The 14,814-nt window shown below is 59.1% G+C and carries 18 protein-coding genes, 1 other RNA gene, 1 pseudogene and 1 other annotated feature; of the genes and pseudogenes, 7 read left to right on the forward strand and 13 right to left on the reverse strand.

Annotation, left to right across the window (positions count from 1 at the left end; all coding sequences use genetic code 11):
• On the reverse strand, nucleotides 1-1,472 hold a 1,472-nt coding region (locus QZS13_RS08800; protein WP_295588022.1), incomplete at its 3' end, for a transglycosylase domain-containing protein.
• A 296-nt stretch (nucleotides 1,473-1,768) separates the two neighbouring features.
• On the opposite strand from QZS13_RS08800, the gene QZS13_RS08805 reads away from it, so the two are divergent.
• The 5 genes from QZS13_RS08805 (at nucleotide 1,769) to QZS13_RS08825 (ending at nucleotide 5,645) form a co-directional block, all read left to right on the forward strand.
• On the forward strand, nucleotides 1,769-2,062 hold the full coding sequence (locus QZS13_RS08805) for a DUF1292 domain-containing protein (RefSeq protein ID WP_295588024.1): 294 nt from the start codon (nucleotides 1,769-1,771) through the stop codon (nucleotides 2,060-2,062).
• 74 nt (nucleotides 2,063-2,136) lie between these two features.
• Nucleotides 2,137-2,336, forward strand: a non-coding RNA gene (ssrS, locus tag QZS13_RS08810) — 6S RNA.
• Between the two features lie 196 nt (nucleotides 2,337-2,532).
• Nucleotides 2,533-4,095, forward strand: a complete 1,563-nt coding sequence (locus QZS13_RS08815) for a peptidylprolyl isomerase (protein ID WP_295588026.1) — start codon at nucleotides 2,533-2,535, stop codon at nucleotides 4,093-4,095.
• 69 nt (nucleotides 4,096-4,164) lie between these two features.
• Nucleotides 4,165-4,908: a tRNA threonylcarbamoyladenosine dehydratase gene (locus tag QZS13_RS08820; RefSeq protein ID WP_295588028.1), complete on the forward strand. Its 744-nt coding sequence runs from the start codon at nucleotides 4,165-4,167 to the stop codon at nucleotides 4,906-4,908.
• Between the two features lie 5 nt (nucleotides 4,909-4,913).
• Nucleotides 4,914-5,645 (forward strand): DUF554 domain-containing protein, encoded by a 732-nt coding sequence (locus QZS13_RS08825; RefSeq protein ID WP_366557955.1) that lies wholly within the window; start codon nucleotides 4,914-4,916, stop codon nucleotides 5,643-5,645.
• Nucleotides 5,646-5,698: 53 nt separating this feature from the next.
• Here QZS13_RS08825 and QZS13_RS08830 read toward each other — a convergent pair whose 3' ends face one another.
• From QZS13_RS08830 to rpmG, 10 genes are all read right to left on the reverse strand, one after another.
• Nucleotides 5,699-6,727 carry a DUF4179 domain-containing protein gene (locus QZS13_RS08830; protein ID WP_295588030.1) on the reverse strand — a complete coding sequence of 343 codons (1,029 nt, stop codon included), beginning with the start codon at nucleotides 6,725-6,727 and terminating at the stop codon, nucleotides 5,699-5,701.
• A 3-nt stretch (nucleotides 6,728-6,730) separates the two neighbouring features.
• Nucleotides 6,731-7,201 (reverse strand): RNA polymerase sigma factor, encoded by a 471-nt coding sequence (locus tag QZS13_RS08835; protein WP_295588032.1) that lies wholly within the window; start codon nucleotides 7,199-7,201, stop codon nucleotides 6,731-6,733.
• Between the two features lie 119 nt (nucleotides 7,202-7,320).
• Nucleotides 7,321-8,727 carry a YfcC family protein gene (locus QZS13_RS08840; RefSeq protein ID WP_295588034.1) on the reverse strand — a complete coding sequence of 469 codons (1,407 nt, stop codon included), beginning with the start codon at nucleotides 8,725-8,727 and terminating at the stop codon, nucleotides 7,321-7,323.
• Between the two features lie 96 nt (nucleotides 8,728-8,823).
• Nucleotides 8,824-9,192, reverse strand: coding sequence for a 50S ribosomal protein L7/L12 (gene rplL / locus QZS13_RS08845; RefSeq protein WP_295588037.1), 369 nt, complete (start codon nucleotides 9,190-9,192; stop codon nucleotides 8,824-8,826).
• A 49-nt stretch (nucleotides 9,193-9,241) separates the two neighbouring features.
• Nucleotides 9,242-9,775: a 50S ribosomal protein L10 gene (gene rplJ / locus QZS13_RS08850; protein ID WP_295588039.1), complete on the reverse strand. Its 534-nt coding sequence runs from the start codon at nucleotides 9,773-9,775 to the stop codon at nucleotides 9,242-9,244.
• 32 nt (nucleotides 9,776-9,807) lie between these two features.
• Nucleotides 9,808-9,937: a sequence feature (ribosomal protein L10 leader region), on the reverse strand.
• 71 nt (nucleotides 9,938-10,008) lie between these two features.
• Nucleotides 10,009-10,701, reverse strand: a complete 693-nt coding sequence (gene rplA, locus QZS13_RS08855) for a 50S ribosomal protein L1 (RefSeq protein WP_295588041.1) — start codon at nucleotides 10,699-10,701, stop codon at nucleotides 10,009-10,011.
• A 108-nt stretch (nucleotides 10,702-10,809) separates the two neighbouring features.
• Nucleotides 10,810-11,235, reverse strand: coding sequence for a 50S ribosomal protein L11 (rplK, locus tag QZS13_RS08860; RefSeq protein WP_295588043.1), 426 nt, complete (start codon nucleotides 11,233-11,235; stop codon nucleotides 10,810-10,812).
• 109 nt (nucleotides 11,236-11,344) lie between these two features.
• Complete coding sequence (gene nusG, locus QZS13_RS08865) at nucleotides 11,345-11,869, reverse strand: transcription termination/antitermination protein NusG (RefSeq protein WP_295588044.1); 525 nt, start codon at nucleotides 11,867-11,869, stop codon at nucleotides 11,345-11,347.
• A 6-nt stretch (nucleotides 11,870-11,875) separates the two neighbouring features.
• Nucleotides 11,876-12,088: a preprotein translocase subunit SecE gene (secE, locus tag QZS13_RS08870; RefSeq protein WP_295588045.1), complete on the reverse strand. Its 213-nt coding sequence runs from the start codon at nucleotides 12,086-12,088 to the stop codon at nucleotides 11,876-11,878.
• Nucleotides 12,089-12,121: 33 nt separating this feature from the next.
• Entirely contained in the window at nucleotides 12,122-12,271 is a 150-nt protein-coding gene (gene rpmG / locus QZS13_RS08875) for a 50S ribosomal protein L33 (protein WP_213038240.1), read from the reverse strand.
• Nucleotides 12,272-12,570: 299 nt separating this feature from the next.
• On the opposite strand from rpmG, the gene ruvX reads away from it, so the two are divergent.
• A complete protein-coding gene (gene ruvX, locus QZS13_RS08880) occupies nucleotides 12,571-12,990 on the forward strand; it encodes a Holliday junction resolvase RuvX (protein WP_295588047.1) in 420 nt (139 codons plus the stop codon).
• Nucleotides 12,991-13,046: 56 nt separating this feature from the next.
• Here the strand turns inward: ruvX and QZS13_RS08885 are convergent, their stop codons facing one another.
• Nucleotides 13,047-13,607 carry a phosphoribosyltransferase family protein gene (locus QZS13_RS08885; protein WP_295588049.1) on the reverse strand — a complete coding sequence of 187 codons (561 nt, stop codon included), beginning with the start codon at nucleotides 13,605-13,607 and terminating at the stop codon, nucleotides 13,047-13,049.
• Nucleotides 13,608-13,744: 137 nt separating this feature from the next.
• Nucleotides 13,745-14,353 carry a transcriptional regulator gene (locus tag QZS13_RS08890; protein WP_295588053.1) on the reverse strand — a complete coding sequence of 203 codons (609 nt, stop codon included), beginning with the start codon at nucleotides 14,351-14,353 and terminating at the stop codon, nucleotides 13,745-13,747.
• Nucleotides 14,354-14,576: 223 nt separating this feature from the next.
• Here QZS13_RS08890 and QZS13_RS08895 point away from each other — a divergent pair.
• Nucleotides 14,577-14,814 (forward strand): annotated as a pseudogene (locus tag QZS13_RS08895) (YgeY family selenium metabolism-linked hydrolase); the annotation flags it as partial.

A 14,814-nucleotide genomic window follows, 5' to 3' on the forward strand; every position in this document is an offset into this window, starting at 1 on the left:
GTCCAGCCCGTGTAGGTGTTGGGCGAGTTCTTGGGCCATGGATTCCCATTCAGCAGGCGGACCGGGTAGTTGTCAAAGGTGGTTGCCGGGGAGACTGCCCCCGCATCCAGCGCCGGGGCATAAGCCGTCAGCGGCTTGATGGAGGAACCCGGCTGCTGGATATCCGTTGCATAGTTCCACAGCAGGTTTCCGGACTTGGGTCCCATATCGCCCACCATGGCCACGATGTTGCCGGTGGAGGGCTCGATAATGGTAATGCCGGAGTGGATCAGCTGTCCGCTGGCAGAGGTGAGGTTGTTCAGACTCCCCCGGTCCTCGTAGACAGACTCCGCAATCTCCTGAATCTTCGGGTCCAGCGTGGTGTAGATGTTGTAGCCGCTGTTGTAGATCCGGTTCAGGGCCTCTTTTTCGGTGATGCCGTACAGGTCCGCCAGATCCGCGGAGACATCCCGCAGCACCTGGTCCACGAACCAGGAGTTGACGTTGGCGCCGCCGGTAGCCTCCGTGACAATGTCCTGAGCGGAAGTGGTGCCATCCGTGAAATGCAGCTCCTCCGCCTTGGCGGCCTCGGCCTCCTCCTCTGTCAGATAGGTGAGCCCGGTGACGCCCACATCGTCATTGCCGCCGGCCATCCGGGTCAGGATCATCTCCTGGCGCTCCTTATTCAGCTCCCGGGGCGTGACGGTGCTGCCGTCCTCCCGGGTGATGGTAATGGTGGACATGGGGCCGTACAGGGAGGGGTTGTTGGTGATGGCGATGAGGCAGGCGCATTCCGCCGGGTCCAGCTCCGACACGTCCTTGCCGAAGTAGAACTCCGACGCGGTCTGGACGCCGTAGCAGCCCTGGCCCAGATAGATGGTGTTCAGGTACATCTCCAGGATCTCCTGCTTGGTGTAGTTCTTTTCGAACTCCAGGGCCCGGAAAATCTCCCGCACCTTGCGGTTGATGGTGTTGCCGTCGTCGCCGGTCATGTTCTTCAGCACCTGCTGCGTCAGGGTGGAGCCGCCGAAGGTGGCCCGGCTGCCGGTGAAGAAGTTCAGCGTGGCGGAGGCGGTTCGGGTCCAGTCCACGCCGTTGTGCTCGAAGAACCGCTCATCCTCGATGGCCACCGCCGCCTGCCACAGTGCGTCCGGCATCTGGTCAAAGTCCGCCCAGATGCGGTTTTCCGTACCGTAGAGGCTCTCGTATTCCACCCATTCTCCGGTTTCCTTATCCTGATAGTAAATCCGCGAGCTGAGGTTCATGGTGTAGTCCTCCGCCCGCACCTCCAGCGTGGGGGCCAGCGTGGTCTTGACATAGACCATGAAGATCCCCCCGATCATCAATGCGGTGCAAAGGCCGATGAGCAGCACCGTTCCCACAATAAAGCCCACGCGCCTGCCGTTTCCCTGCCGGGTGCTTTTACGCTGTCTGGGCTGGCGGCTGCTCCGGTCACTCCGGCCAGATGCAGCCTCCCGTTTTCTGTGCTCCAACGCAGAGCACCTCCTTTTCGTAGATTGTTTCGGCAAAGCCTGCCGCCGCAGTCACAGCGGACGCCGCGCAGGCTCATGGTACGCCATAATACTTTTTATTGTACCATCCCCTGTCAACATTGAAAATGTCGTTATTTCCGTTGTAAAAGTTCCCGTTTTTTCATATTTTTACCCATGGCGCAGAAATTTCTTTGAATTCCCTGCCAGCTTTCCCGTTTTTTGAAAAGTTGTCGGCTTGCATTCACCGCAAATTTCGGGTAGAATAACATCAACAAAGAGGAAAAGGAGCCATGCCCATGTCTGAAGATTTCGGCCCCACGTTTATCACCGTCACGGATGAGGACGGACAGGAGCTTGTATTGGAGTTTGTCTCCTCCCTGGAGTACAATGGTGCCCAATACCAGGCGTTTTTCCCCGCCGAGACCGAGGGGGAAGAGACTCCGGAAGAGGATACCGGCCTGATTATCCTGAAGGTCATCCACGAAGACGGCGAGGACCTGCTCTCCACCCCCGACACGGAGGAGGAGGCCGAAGCGGTCTACGACCTTTTCATGGAAGAGCTGTTCAGCGACGAAGAGGACGAGACCTGAGCCGCGGGAAATTTCCAGCGCAGCCGAACACAGTTTCGATTGCATTTCTTCCCGCAATGTGATACCGTATGTATCGTACCCTGCGGGGTTCGTGATAGATCTTTTTTTAACCCACATTTCGTTATACGGGATGCCGGATCAAGTCGTGGTTCGCAGGCCTCCCGGCTGCTGTCTGCGGCTGGAAGTTGGAAGCGATAAAGCGCCTTGGAGGCGACCCACCTGGCCGTGAAGGTGCAGGTTATAACGAGGTCTACACGGCCGCCGCGGGGTTTCCTGCACTGTTTTTGGGAAGCGCACAATGCGCTTCCCTTTCTTTATCGCTTTCAGCTTGATTTCAGCCTGCTGCCATACACTGGTACCTGCGAATTTCCCCTTGCAGAAACGGCGCCGATCCATTATAATATCAAGGTGCGTGACAAACGGTTCCCCCGGGAAGCCGCACCGATTACTTGAGAGGACTGAAACAACAAATGAGCGCATCAAGAGAAAAGAAGACCCGGCAGTCTACGCCCAGCGTGGACTGGACTGACCCTAAGACCGCCCGAGAAGCCCAGCAGCGCAAGGAAGAAAAGCGCAGCAACATGATCTATGCCGCCATCGCGGTGGTATTCGTCATCGTGGCTGTGGTCTCCCTGACCTGGAAGTCTCAGATTATCCAAAAGCACGCCACCGCCGTCACCATCGGGGACGAAAAGTACACCGCCGGTGAGGTAAATTACTACTTCCAGCAAGTCTATCAGAGCTTTGTGAGCCAGAACTCCTATTTCATCAGCTATCTGGGGCTGGACACCACCCAGGATCTGCGGGATCAGGCCTACCCCGGCAGCGAGGACGGCCAGACCTGGTTCGATTACTTCCTGGATCAGGCTCTCCAGCAGATGGTCACCGTCAAGGCCCTCAACGACAGCGCCGCGGCGGACGGATTCACCTGGACGGATGAGCTGCAGTCCCAGCTGGACAGCTCCCTGCAGACCCTGAAGGACAACGTGTCCTCCTCCGGTTACTACACCTCCTTCAAGCAGTACCTGACCGTCAACTACGGTGGTCTGATGACCGAGAGCATCTTCACCGAGCAGCTCAAGGAGACCATGCTGGCCCAGGCCTACGCCACCGAGTACAGCGACAGTCTGACCTACACAACCGAGGACCTGGACGCCGCCTACGCCGAAAACCCCAACAACTATGACAAGGTGGCCTATCAGAGCATCCGCGTCAGCGGCTCCGTGCCCACCACCGACGCCGACGGCAACACCGTGGAGGTCACCGATGAGATGAAGGCCGACGCCATGGCCCAGGCCAAGGAACAGGCCGACTCCCTCTACGCCTCTTTCCAGGCCGGTCAGAGTCTGGAGTCTCTGGCCAATACCGACGAGGATCTCTATTACACCAACTCCGACGGCGTGACCTACGCCTCCGACGCCCTGGGCGAGTGGCTGTTTGACTCCGCCCGCAAAGCCGGTGACTCCGCCGTGGTGGAGGACGAGTCCGGTTCTGCCTACTATGTGGTTTCCTTCGGCAGCCGGTTCCGGGATGAATACAACACCGTGGACGTGCGCCACATCCTGCTCCAGATCGACGACAGCAGCCTGGACACTGAGTCCGACACTTACGACGCCGACCTCCAGGCCCTTAAGGATGAGACGAAGGCCAAGGCCGAGGATCTGCTGGCCCAGTGGAAGGAAGGCGACGCCACCGAGGACTCCTTCGCCGAAATGGCCAACGAGTACTCCGAAGACACCGGCTCCAACACCAGCGGCGGTCTGTACACCCAGGTCTATCAGGGCCAGATGGTCACCGAGTTCAACGACTGGTGCTTCGATCCCGCCCGTCAGGCCGGCGACACCGGTATTGTCTACGGTGAGAGCGACTCCTACAAGGGGTATCACATCATGTACTTTGTGGGCACTGACCTCCCCTACTGGCAGGTGCAGGTGACCGACACCCTCAAGAACGCAGATGTGGACGCCTGGTACGCTGAAAAGACCGCGAACTACACCGCAGAGCAGGGCAGCGGTATCCGCTACGTGGGCTGATCTGCCCTTTGGATTCAAAAGCGGCCGGCATTACGCCGGCCGCTTTTCATTGACAACGGAGGAAATGCCATGGAACATCCCTTTTTGCGCTGTGAAATGCTCTGGGGCCTGGAGGCGCAGCAGCGTCTGGCCCAAAGCCATGTGATTGTCTTCGGCCTGGGCGGCGTGGGCAGCTACGCAGCCGAGTGTCTGGCCCGCTCCGGCATCGGTGAGCTGACCCTGGTGGACAACGACACCGTAGCCCTGACCAACCTCAACCGGCAGCTGGAGGCTCTCCATTCCACCCTGGGCAAAGCCAAGGCCCAGGCCGTTGCGGACCGCCTGCGGGACATCAATCCAGCGCTGCGGCTCCATCCCATCTGCGCCACCTATGACGCCGCCCATCGGGACGACTTCTTTCCCCAGGGCTGCCGGTACGACTACATTGTAGATGCCATCGATCTGGTCAGCTGCAAGATCGATCTGGCAGAGACCGCCCGGCGGCTGGACATTCCCCTCATCATGGCCCTGGGCACCGGCAACAAACTGGACCCCTCCCTGCTTCGGCTGGCGGATCTGTCCGAAACCTACGGCTGCCCCCTGGCGCGGGTCATGCGCAGAGAACTGCGTAGACGGGGCATCGAGCATGTACAGGTGGTGTTCAGTCCCGAGGAGGGCGTAACCCCCGCCCAGCCGGAGACGCCGCCGCCGGGACGGCGCAGCGTACCCGGCAGCACCCCCTGGGTTCCCGCCACCGCCGGGCTGCTTCTGGGCAGCGCCGTGGTGCGCAGCCTCCTGACCGGGCAAACTACCTTGGAAGAGAAAGAGACGTGAATATCATGCTGACAGGCACCATTGTCAATACGCTGGCTATCCTGGCCGGTTCCGCCGCAGGGCTCCTCATCAAGGCCCTGGCCGGTCGCTGCTCCGGTTCCCTGGACGGCGCCAGCCTTCTGGGCCACCGACTCCAATCCATCATCATGCAGGGCGTGGCGCTGTGTATCCTCTATATCGGCATCGACGGATGTCTGGAGGGCAGCAACGCCCTGATCGCCATTTTGTCCATGGTGGTAGGCGCCATTTTGGGCGAGCTGCTGGATCTGGACAAACGTATGCGCTCCCTGGGCGACTGGGTACAGCGGCGTACGGCCCACCTGCTGGGCTCCCAGGAGCCCGCCTCCATCTCCGAGGGTTTTGTCACCGCAAGTCTTCTGTTCTGCGTGGGGGCTATGGCCATCGTGGGCTCCCTGAACGACGGCCTCACCGGTGACCACAGTACGCTCTTTGCAAAGTCCCTGCTGGACGGCATCAGCTCCGTGGTGTACGCGGCTTCCCTGGGGGTGGGCGTGGCCTTCTCCGCCGCCGCAGTATTCATCTATCAGGGCATCATCACGCTGCTGGCCTCCTTCCTCCAGCCCTTTCTGGGGGACGCGGTCATCGCCGAGATGACCTGCGTGGGCTCGCTGCTGATCGTAGCACTGGCCCTGAACATGCTGGGTGTCACCAAGATCAAGGTCATGAACCTGGTGCCCGCCATCTTCCTGCCCATCCTGCTGTGCAGGTTCATGTAAACCAAGCAAAAAAAGAGACGGCATAGCCGTCTCTTTTTTTGTACTCTTTTGGCTTATTCCAGTGAGAACGTCTCACTTCCGATGCGCAGGGCCGTCACCTGGGTCAGATCCACCGGCACACGCCAGTAGTAAGTGCTGCTCCAGCGGGTGTATTCCGCGTCCTGGAAGCGGCTTGAGCCGCCGCTTTGCTCCACCACGCTCCCGTCCTTCAGCACCAGCGCCGCCCGCTCCGGCTCCCAGGCCTGTTCCTCCACCGCCTGCACGTACTGGATCTCCGTGGCGGAGATACGTACCTCCCGGATGGTGGTCCGCCCAGCCTCCCGGGTATCCCGGTTCCGGGCAGGCACCTCCAGCTCCGGAATGATCCGCACCTGCCGCTCCTCGCCCGGCGTCAGAGAGAAAGCCAGCGTCCAGGTGCCCTCGGCCGCCGGAGTCTCCTCCCAGTCCCCGCCGATCTCTTTTCGGTTCAGATCTTCCAGCACCAGCGTAGCTGCCCGCGGCTCGTCCAGCAAGGTGCTCTTCCCTGCAAGGTCAATGGTGTAGTGCAGCAGCACCGTAAACACGCCGTCCTCCGCCGTGCCGCTGTAAAGGGTCTGGATGCCGGAACCGCCGGGCGTATCGTGGATCTTCTCCGGGTCCGGGTCCAGCGTCAGGTCTATCATTCCAAAATCGTACCGGTGCTCCTCGTCCTCTTCGTAGGTGCCGCTGACCTTCAGCAGCAGCCAGATGCTGGAGTCTCCCGTCGTGACGGAATCCAGTGTCACGGTCACGCCGTTCTGGGTGTCCTGGGCGCCTACCTGCTCCGTCAGATGGTCGATGAGCGCCAGCTGCTCCGCACTCATCTCGGTGTCGTTTTGCTCTGTCCACTGCCGGGCAAACCAGCCCTGCAGCGTGCCGGGCATCCCCACCGTTGCGATGGCCGATCCGGCCAGCACCGCCAGAATCGCCGCGGCGATCAGAATCCCCTTGGGAAATCGCTTTTTTGGATTTCTTCGTTCCAGTTTCATCATTTGCGCCACCTCCCCGCGCAGTCTCTCGGAGGCATGCACCTGATCAAAGACCTGCCAATACTCCTCTTTCATCTCTCACGCCTCCTCCAATGCTCGTCTCAGCTTCTCCCGTCCCCGTGCCAGCCGGGTCTGCACCGTGGAGACCTTCAGCTCCATCAATTCCCCGATCTCCGCCACGGAGTAGCCCTCGTAATAATAGAGGTACAGCGGCAGCCGGTATTTGGCCGGCAGGCCCCTCACCGCCTCGTACAAGGTGCTTTGTCCCGGCTCGGTAAAGGACGGCTCCGGGCAGTGTTCCAGCGTCACCGTCCTGGTGCGCCAGGGACTGCGGTTCATGTCCCGGCACACATTGATCGTTACCCGGGTCAGCCAGTAGCGCAGATGGTCCTCCCCATCGAAGGACACCTCCGCCCGCCACAGCCGCAGCATGGCCTCCTGGGCGGCATCCTCCGCATCCTGCGGATTCCGGCAATCATTGAGGGCAATGCGGTAGACCATATCCAGATACCGCTCCGCGGCCTTTTGGAACTCCTGCTCAGTCAGCATGAACGTCTCTCCTTGAAAAGCTTTTCACCTGTAATACGGAGCAGGCTGAGGAAATATCCCGCTTTTCGTCCCGATTACAAAAAAATTCTCCGGCTAAAAGCCGGAGAATTTTTCATAAATCAGAACGGTCCGTAGTTGGTCAGCGTGGCGATAAGCATGAACACCGCACAGATGGCAAGCTCCACGCCCACCACAGGCAAAGCGAACTTGAACCACTTGTTGAAGGGGATACCCGCCACCCCCAGCGACGCGCACAGCGTTCCGTGAGTGGGAATAATGGCATTGGTGAAGCCGTCGCCGAACTGGAAGGCCAGCACGGCCGTCTGACGGGTCAATCCGATGATATCCGCCAGGGGCGTCATGATGGGCATGGTGGTGGACGCCTGGCCGGAGCCGGAGGGAATGAAGAAGTTGATGACGCACTGCACCAGCAGCATGCCCTCCGCCGCCACCGCCTTGGGAAGTCCGGAGATGACCGTGGCCAGGGCGTAGACGATGGTATCGAGGATCTGGCCCTCGGTCATGACCACCAGGATGCCCCGGGCGATGCCCACGATCAGGGCGCCCATGGCGATGTCCTTGGCGCCGGCGATGAAATCCCGGGCCATGCCGTTGGGCGTGGTACCGCCCACGATGCCGCCCACGATGCCCATGCCCAGGAACACGGAGGCAATGTCCAGCACGCCCCAGCCGTGGGTAATGACGCCGTAGACAATAACGCCCAGGCCGCCGGCCAGCACCAGCAGCACCAGGATGTCACGGCGGCGCAGCGGCACATCTTCAATGGCGACCCGCTGATCCTTCTGCGCAAGCTCCAGATCATACACATAGCTGGCGGAGGGGTCCCGCTTCACCTTCCCCGCATAGCGGAGGATGCAGGCGGGAACCGCCACCAGCATACACAGCCACACGGCCACCCGCAGTCCCATGCCGGAGAACGTGGGCAGCTCCGCGATCTTCTGAGCCACGCCCACGGTAAAGGGATTCATGAAACCGGAGGAGAACCCGATGGCCGCGCCGAAGGTGACCATGCTCATGCCCACAATGGCGTCGTAGCCCAGAGCTCTGGCCAAGGCAATGCCGATGGGGATGAAGATGATGGTCTCCTCAGACATGCCGAAAGTGGCGCCGCCCAGAGAAAAAGCAAACATCATCAGAGGAATCAGCAGCTTCTCCCGGCCCTGAAGCCGGTAGGCCAGCTTCTTGATGCCGTTTTCCAGGGCGCCGGTGCAGGTGATGATGTTGAACGCACCGCCTACCACAAAAATAAAGACCATGATGTCCGCCACTTCCAGCATGCCGTCCGGAATGGCATGAAGCAGGCCGAACAGGCCCACCGGCGTTTGATCCACGTAAGTAAAGGAGTTGGGGTCCACCACGCTGCGGTCCGCCGTTTCGTTGTACACCCGCTCGTAGCTGCCGGCGGGAATCAGATAGGTGCACAGCGTCATGAGTACAATGATGACAACCAGGATCACAAACGTATGGGGGAATGCAAGTTTTCTCTCTCGTTTTTCTTCTTTCACGGGGGCCTCCCTGTTTTCAAACAAAATGGGCCCGGGGTACACACACTACCCCGGGCCCATTTCGGGTCAATACAAAATCTCGCAGGCCGGAGCGAATTACTTCAGCTCGACCTTGGCGCCAGCCTCTTCCAGCTGCTTCTTCAGGGTCTCGGCCTCGTCCTTGGACACAGCCTCCTTCAGGGTCTTGGGAGCGCCCTCGACGGTAGCCTTGGCCTCGGCCAGGCCCTGGCCGGTGATCTCACGGACAGCCTTGATGACCTTGATCTTGGCAGCAGCGTCGAAGCCGGTCAGAACCACGTCGAACTCGGTCTTCTCCTCAGCGGCGGGAGCAGCAGCGGCAGCGGGAGCAGCCATGGCAGCGGCGGAAACGCCGAACTCTTCCTCCAGAGCGTGCACCAGCTCGCTCAGCTCCAGAACGGTCAGGCCCTTGATCTCTTCGATCATAGCGGTAACTTTCTCAGACATTGTATTTGCCTCCTAATTGTAAATTTTAAAAATGGGTTGCCGGGAATGATTATTCCGCGGCGGGAGCCTCTTCGGCAGCCTCGGCGGGAGCGCCGTTCTTCTCGGCGATCTGCTTGAGGACCACAGCCAGGCCGGTGATGGGAGCCAGCATGGTGCCCAGGACCTGCGCCTGCAGGACGGGCAGAGCGGGAATGGAAGCCAGAGAGTTGATGGTGGCCAGGTCGACGGGCTTGCCGTCCATGAAGCCGCCCTTGATCTCGAACTTGCCATCCAGCTTCTTGGCGCAGTTGGCCATGACCCGGGCGGGAGCCACGGGATCATCGCACAGAGCCAGAGAAGTGGTACCGTTGAGCAGGCCGTCCAGCTCGCTCAGACCGGTGTTGTTGAAAGCGAAGCGGAGCAGCGTGTTCTTCACGACAGCGTAATCCACATTGCTCTCACGGCACTCCTTACGCAGCGCAGTGTCTTCTTCAACGGTGATACCCTTGTAGTCGACAATCACGCCCGCGGTGGCCTTCTGGATCTTCTCGGTCAGCTCGGCGACGATGGCCTGCTTTTCAGATAAGACCTTTGCGTTAGGCATTCTTGTTTTCACCTCCACAGGAATTGTAGGTGCGTTCAAAAAGGAAACCGTCCTTATGCCGCAAAGGCACAAGGACGGTGTAGCAATCTTACGATATGCCGCCCTCGGCAGGATTTACGGGCAAAACCCACCTGCTGTCTTTGGAACGCATCTGATATTATATTCAAGAAGCCGACAGATGTCAACCCTCAAATATGCTTTTTTTGCGGATCGGGGATGCGCTCCCCGATGGATCACACCATCTTGGCGGTGTTCATCTTCACGCCGGGGCCCATGGTGGAAGCGGCCACGCAGCTGCGGATATACTGGCCCTTGGCCGCGGCGGGCTTGGCCTTGATGATGGCGCCCATGAGGGCGTTGAAGTTCTCGGTCAGCTTCTCAGCGCCGAAGGACACCTTGCCGATGGGGCAGTGAATGATGTTGGTCTTGTCCAGACGGTACTCGATCTTACCGGCCTTGACTTCCTTGACAGCCTTGGCCACGTCGGGAGTCACGGTGCCGGCCTTGGGAGAGGGCATCAGACCCTTGGGGCCCAGGACCTTACCGAGGCGGCCAACAATGCCCATCATATCGGGGCTGGCGACCACCACGTCGAAGTCGAACCAGTTTTCCTTCTGGATCTTCTCCACCATATCCATATCGCCCACGAAGTCGGCGCCGGCCTCACGGGCAGCGTCAGCCTTGTCGCCCTTGGCGAACACCAGAACGCGGACGGTCTTGCCGGTGCCGTGGGGCAGCACGATGGCGCCACGGACCTGCTGGTCGGCGTGACGGGAGTCAACGCCCAGCTTTACATGCAGCTCCACAGTCTCGTCGAACTTGGCGCTGGCGGTTTTGCAGATGAGAGCCATGCCATCGGCAGCCTCGTACAGAGTGTTCTTGTCGATCTGCTTGGCACTTTCCTGATATTTCTTGCCTCTAAACAATGTTACTTCCTCCTCATAGTGGTTCTTCGGAATCAAATCCTCCCACTGTATGGAGCGGCTTTCCAGCCGCTCGGCTGTTATGAATGGTCAGTCGCGCTGGGGAGCGGATCAGTCGCCCACCACAACGCCCATGGAACGGCAGGTGCCTTCGATCATGCTCATAGCGGCTTCCAGGCTGGCAGCATTCAGGTCGCGCATCTTGATCTCGGCGATCTTCTGAATGGAGGCCTTGGAAATGGTGGCCACCTTGGTCTTGTTGGGCACGCCGGAACCGGACTCGATGTTGCACTCCTTCTTGATCAGGACGGCCGCGGGAGGCGTCTTGGTGATGAAGGAGAAGGAACGGTCGGCGTAGACGGTGATAACCACGGGGATGATCATGCCCATGTCGTTCTTGGTGCGCTCGTTGAACTCCTTGGTGAACGCGGCGATGTTGACGCCGTGCTGGCCCAGAGCGGGGCCGACGGGAGGAGCGGGAGTCGCTTTGCCTGCGGGGATCTGCAGTTTTACATAACCAGTAATCTTCTGTGCCACGGAGTAGCACCTCCTAAAATCATAAATGTGGTGGCGGCCCGGGGCCGTCTTTGGCGGGACAAACGTCCCTCCCACTTGCATCGGAAGCCGCCCGGTGCGGCGGGGACGCTTACTCCTGGACCTCTACCTGGTCCAGTTCCAGTTCCACCGGCGTCTCGCGTCCGAACATGGAGACCATCACGCTCACCCGGTTCTTCTCGGGCTCGATCTCCTCCACAACGCCGGTAAAGCTCGCCAGCGGGCCGTCCATGATCCGAACATGGTCGCCCACGTTGTACTTGACGACGATCTCGTGCTTTTCCATGCCCATGGCAAGCACCTCTTCCTCCGTCAGGGGGATGGGCTTGTTGGCGGAACCGACAAAGCCGGTGACGCCGCGGACATTCCGCACCAGATGCCAGGTGTCGTCAGTCATAACCATCTTGATAAGCACGTAACCGGGGAACACCTTCCGCTCCACCTCTTTGGTAGCGCCGGAATCGGTGACCTCCGTCACGGTCTCCAGGGGGATCTCGATCCGCAGGATCATATCCTCCATGCCGCGGCCGGTCACAAACTTCTCAATGCTGGTCTTAACGGCATTTTCATAGCCGGAATAGGTATGGACTACATACCACTTGGCGTTCTCTGCCATGATGCCTTACCCCAGCAGGCTCAGGACCATGTCCAGAGCGGCACCCAGCACACCGTCGAAGATCCAGATGCATGCACCGATCACCAGAGAGCACATCAGCACGGTGCCGGTGTTCTCCACCACGGTCTTGCGGCTGGGCCAAACGACTTTCTTCAGTTCGCTTTTCATCTCGCGGAACCAGACGCCGCGATCCTTCTTCTTTTTCGCTTCTTCTGCCATCTCGTTACACGCCTTTCTTCATCGTTGTTGACCTTACTTGGTCTCGCTGTGGAGCGTGTGCTTCTTGCAGAAGGGGCAATACTTATTCAGCTCAAGCTTGTCCGGGGTATTCTTCTTGTTCTTCATCGTATTGTAGTTTCTCTGCTTGCACTCGTTGCATCTCAGGGTAACTTTTACGCGCATCTAACGGCACCTCCTTATTATTGGTATCATGCCCGGCAACGCCGGGGATACCGACTGCCTCCCTGCCTCTTCTCCGGACCTTCGCCGCCGCCTAAAAGCGAAAAAAGCGCACGACAAAAAAGCCCTTTTTCACAGGTAAGAAAGATTGTAGCATAAGTCAAAGCGCAGGTCAACTGTTTTTTGCAAAAAATTCCCGCTTCATTCCCTGTTTTTTCCGTGTCTTGCAGCCGGGACCGGGATGTGATATGATGGAAAAAATTTTCACGCGGCCTCACCGGGCCGCTGCAAAGGAGTTTACCATGCGTATCATGGCCATCGACTACGGCGACGCCCATACCGGCATTGCCATCTCCGATCCCACCGGCTTCCTCGCCGGCTTCACCACCACCATTGACGCCTACCGGCCGGAAGTGGTTGCCCAGCGGGTTGCGGAACTGGCCCGCAGCCACGGCGCCGAGGAGTTGGTGCTGGGCTATCCCAAAAACATGGACGGGACGCTGGGTCCCCGGGCGGAAAAGGCGGAGGCCATGGCCGCTCTTTTAAAAGAAGCCACCGGCCTGCCGGTAATCCTCTGGGACGAGCGGCGTACCACCATCGACGCCCACCAGATTCTCATGACCGGCGGCAAAAACGCCAAAAAGCGCAAGAAAGTGGTGGACGCAGTGGCTGCCTCCTTGATTCTGGAGGGCTATCTCACTTATAAGCGGTCCCATCCCTGAGCGATACCGCGCCGTCTCCAAAAAAGAGCACGCTGCCCCAGGCAGCGTGCTTTTTCTTATTCCTTGATGGAGCCGTCAGCGTTGAACACCGGCAGCGGAGCCAGGAACTTGATATCCTTGCGGTTTTTGGCGTCGCCCTCCGCCAGCACGGCTGCCCGCTCCGTCACGGTGCCGCCCGCCAGCTTCACCAGTTCCTCCATGGCGTGGAGAGAACCGCCGGTGGAGATCACGTCATCCACCACCAGAACCCGCTTGCCGCGAATCAGCTCCGCGTCGTCCCGGCCCAGATACAGTTCCTGCCGGCCGGCGGTAGTGATGGATTCGTCCTCCACATGGATGGGATTGGGCATATAGACCTTGGCGCCCTTCCGGGCCAGGATGTACTTCTTGGCGCCGGACTGCCGGGCCATCTCGTGGATCAGGGGGATGCCCTTGGCCTCCGCGGTGAGCATGTAGTCAAAGCTGCTTTGATCCACCAGCTTCAAAAGCTCCCGTGCGCAAGCCACCGTCAGCTCCGCGTCCCCGAATACCACAAACGCAGCGATGTAAAGATCGTCCGTCACCTTGCAGATGGGGAGCTGGCGCTGCAGGCCGGCCACATTTAAAGTATAATGCATGTCTCTGCCTCCTCAGTGTGGCCCCCGCAGGGGGCCGATGGTCATACCGTAAATATTATACAGTCTGTGGCGGGAAAGTCAATCACTCTGCCGATTTCAGGCAAAAAAACGGCCGCCCTCCCGGGCGGCCGCCTCCGTTACTGCTTGGCGTCAATATAGGAGTAGAGAGTGTACTTGGAGATTCCAAAATACCGGGCGATCTTGTCGCCGGACTTGGTCACCAGAAACGCTCCGTTCTGGTTGAGGAACTGGATGGCTTTGACCTTGTCGTCCTTGTTCATCAGCGCCACGGGCTTTCCCACCAGAGCCACGGACTGCTGAATCAGGTCCTCCAGCAGATCGTTGACGTTGATGATCTTCTCCGGCTCGGAGGGCGTGGTCTCCCCCGTGGAGATCAGGTCGTGGATGGCCCCCTCCACCATCATCAGGCGGGAGATATCATAGTTGATGGAAAAGATGGCGGACACCTTTCCCTTGCTGTTTCGGATATACACCGTAGAGGACTTGAGGATCTTACCGTCCGGCGTCTTTGTCAGGTAGCACAGGTGATCCTCCGGCGCCTGGGCATTGGTCTGCATCTGCTCCATCACCACATGGGACGCGCCGTCTCCCACCTTCCGGCCGGACACGTGTCCGTTTTCAATGGCCACGATGGTGTGATCCGGGTGGCGGCTCAGATCGTGCACCACCACCTCGCAGTTGCTGCCGAACTGTCCGGCAATGCCCGCGGCCACCTGCTTGAGCAGCTCTAATTTTCCGCTTTCCGTGGGTCATTCCTCCTTATTTTCATGACATACTTCCAATTCACCAGTTTCATCATACCATATTTTTTTGGGAAATCAACCATGATTTCTAAAAATTTTTTTGGTTTTCTAATTTTTTGTTTGACAAGTGAAATTCTTATGCTATGATAGGGGTAGATAAAGCCATTGGAGCGATCCTTACAATATAAAAACGGAGGGCATTGTTATGGACTTTGAAGCGATCAAAGCGGCGGCGGAAGGCTACAAGGCGGACATGAGCCGCTTCCTGCGGGACATGATCTCCCACCCCAGCGAAAGCTGCCAGGAGAAAGAAGTCGTCCACTGCATCAAGGCCGAGATGGAGAAGCTGGGCTATGACAAGGTGGAAATCGACGGCCTGGGCAATGTCATCGGCTGGATGGGCGAGGGCGACAAGATCATCGCCATCGACTCCCACATCGACA

It is taken from the genome of uncultured Oscillibacter sp. (assembly GCF_900546705.1).
GTDB lineage: Bacteria > Bacillota > Clostridia > Oscillospirales > Oscillospiraceae > Oscillibacter.